Source organism: Peribacillus sp. NPDC056705, assembly GCF_043656335.1.
Map to the genome: position 1 here is coordinate 1 of NZ_JBHTYI010000084.1, position 2,863 is coordinate 2,863.

Sequence of the window (2,863 nt, forward strand, 5' to 3'; positions counted from 1 at the left end):
TACGCATGGATTCGAGCCATTACATCTTGGCTTAAAGCCCGCCATCTTAACCTGTAACAGCGTGATCGTATCGTTGGATCGACTTTCCTAATGTAAGATGAACAACTTGCTTGACGGACATATCGATATCAGACAATAATTTGATGTCGCAAATATTGTGGAAACGCATACAAAATGAGTTACAATAGCCTTATGAACGTCTGCTCTCAAGCTTAATACATACCGAGGAGGAATGCCGTTATGATTAAAGGAATCGCCCATCTGGCGTTTGATGTTGCCGATATGGAGAAGTCCCTGCATTTTTACTGTGACGTGCTTGGTTTTACCCGTGCTTTTGATATTCTAAGCGATCAAGGCGAGCCATGGATCGAGTACATTAAGGTGTGTGATGGACAGTTTATCGAATTGTTTTACGGCGGACAGAATAAACCGGAGCCTGTAAAGCGCCCGATTGGATTCTCCCATCTGTGCCTTGAGGTTGAAGATATCAACAGCATTGCAGAGCATCTTCGTAAGTTCGGCATAACGCTCGACGTTGATCCGGTTCAAGGAAAAGACTTCAACTGGCAGTGCTGGGCCAGGGACCCGGACGGCCACCGCATCGAATTTATGCAGCTTGATCCGAAGTCGCCCCAGATGAACTGTTAATTTCGTTCCATGGAATATCACGTTAGATGTATTAAGCATCACCATCAGAAGGGCTATCCGTTATACGGATAGCCCCCTTGTGGTACATTCCAAAAATAAGTTTGTTCCCCATTTCAAACATCTTGCCAACACCTGTTAATCCGGCTACAATAACTATATTCAAATTTGAATAATATGTACATAGTTCAATATGAAAGAAGGGGCATCCATTAGATGAATGCACAACAAAGCAACATTAAGTTGGTCGTGGCCGGGCTGCTGCTCGGTATTTTCATGTCGGCCATCGATAACACCATCGTGGCCACCGCGCTGCCTACGATTATCCGTGACCTGCAAGGGTTTGATCAGGTCGTATGGGTTACGTCGGTATATATGGTGGCTGTTATGGCGGGTACGCCGATCTTCGGCAAGCTATCTGACATGTATGGTCGAAAGCGATTCTTTATCTTCGGTTTAATTGTGTTCCTGCTTGGCTCCGCACTCTGCGGCATGGCCGGCAGTATGGGAGAATTAATTATCTATCGTGCCATTCAAGGCATCGGTGGCGGCGCTCTGATGCCGATTGCCTTCACCATCGTATTCGACCTCTTCCCACCGGAGAAGCGTGGTAAAATGACCGGCCTGCTCGGAGCTGTCTTCGGTACCTCAAGCATCATGGGTCCGCTGCTCGGTGCGTTTATTACCGACAGTATTGGTTGGGAATGGATATTCTATGTCAATCTGCCGATCGGGGTCGTGGCCTTCATCCTGATCATGACGTCATATAAGGAATCCCTGTCCCACGCCAAGCAAAAGATCGACTGGATCGGTGCCGCCACCCTCGTGGGAGCCATCGTCTGTCTCATGTTCGGGCTTGAGCTCGGTGGTCACACCTACGCCTGGGACTCTCCGCAGATCATGGGATTATTTGCAGGCTTCATCGCCCTGTTCATCATCTTTCTATTCGCGGAGACGCGGGCGCCCGAGCCGATCATCTCGTTCAAAATGTTCCAGAAGCGCCTGTTCGCTTCCAGCAACATTGTCGCCTTGTTCTATGGCGCGACCTTCATTGTAGCGACCATCTTCATTCCGATCTTCGTCTCTGGCGTGTACGGTGGCTCCGCCACCAACGCCGGCTTGATCCTGATGCCGATGATGCTGGGAAGTGTCTTTGGCAGCCAGGGCGGCGGGATGCTAACCACTCGTACGTCGTTCCGCAATATCATGATTGTGTCTGTTATCTGCTTCATTGCAGGCATTGCCTGCTTAAGCACAATCAGCCCGGAGACTCCGCGCTATCTGCTGACGATCTACATGGTGCTGACCGGCTTCGGCGTTGGCTTCTCCTTCTCCGTACTGAGCATGGCGTCCATTCATAATTTTGACGCTAGACAACGCGGAGCGGCGACATCCACCAACTCCTTCCTGCGCTCCTTCGGGATGACCGTTGGCATTACGATCTTCGGTATTATTCAGCGCAACAGCCTGAACAATCAGTTGTCGGAACTGACTGGCGGCGGCAAGGCTCCGGTAGGCGACCAACTCAACGCCGATGCCGTGCTCTCGCCTGAGGTGATGAACCAGATCCCGCCGAATGTGCGCGAACAGATCACGAACGCATTGGCCGACTCCATCGCTACCACCTTCATGTGGGCGCTTGTACCGGCCGTATTAGCCCTCGTATTCGTACTGATGATGGGCAATGAACGAGTAACGGTCCCAAGCAAGGCTAAAGGAGCCTAAGATCATGTCAATGAAACTGGCCATTCTGGGCCTACTGCTTGAGGGGAATCACCATCCATACGAAATCCGGCTCAAGATGAAAGATCGCGGGATGGATCAATATACCAAGCTTCAGATGGGCTCTATCTACTACGCCGTTGACCGTCTGGCCGAGGAGCATTACATTGAAGCGGTGGAGACCATTCAAAGCGATAGCCGCCCCGACAAGACGATCTACCGCATTACGGACCACGGACGACAATTGTTCGAGCAACTGCTACTCAAGAAATTCCGCGATATCGAGCCTGTGCATCATCCACTCTATATCGCCCTCCCCTTCTCGCGTCATGCAGAGCCGGACGTACTCGCGCCGATTCTGCTGGGGCGAATTCGGGACGCGGAGCACAGGGTGAACCAAGCGTATCAACTATACGAGGAGCATAAGCATATCGTGCCGCGCAGCGCCCAGCATCTTATGGTCGGTATGTACGAACATGCAAGGACGGATCTGGAC

At 51.1% G+C, this 2,863-nt stretch carries 3 protein-coding genes; all 3 read left to right on the forward strand.

Going from position 1 to position 2,863, the window contains the following annotated elements; genetic code table 11:
- The first annotated feature begins 240 nt into the window (after positions 1–240).
- A complete protein-coding gene (locus ACFRAK_RS27455) occupies positions 241–648 on the forward strand; it encodes a VOC family protein (protein WP_394572953.1) in 408 nt (135 codons plus the stop codon).
- A gap of 213 nt (positions 649–861) precedes the next feature.
- Positions 862–2,370: an MDR family MFS transporter gene (locus ACFRAK_RS27460; RefSeq protein WP_394572954.1), complete on the forward strand. Its 1,509-nt coding sequence runs from the start codon at positions 862–864 to the stop codon at positions 2,368–2,370.
- A gap of 4 nt (positions 2,371–2,374) precedes the next feature.
- The coding region (locus tag ACFRAK_RS27465; RefSeq protein ID WP_394572955.1) for a PadR family transcriptional regulator at positions 2,375–2,863 on the forward strand (489 nt) is incomplete at its 3' end.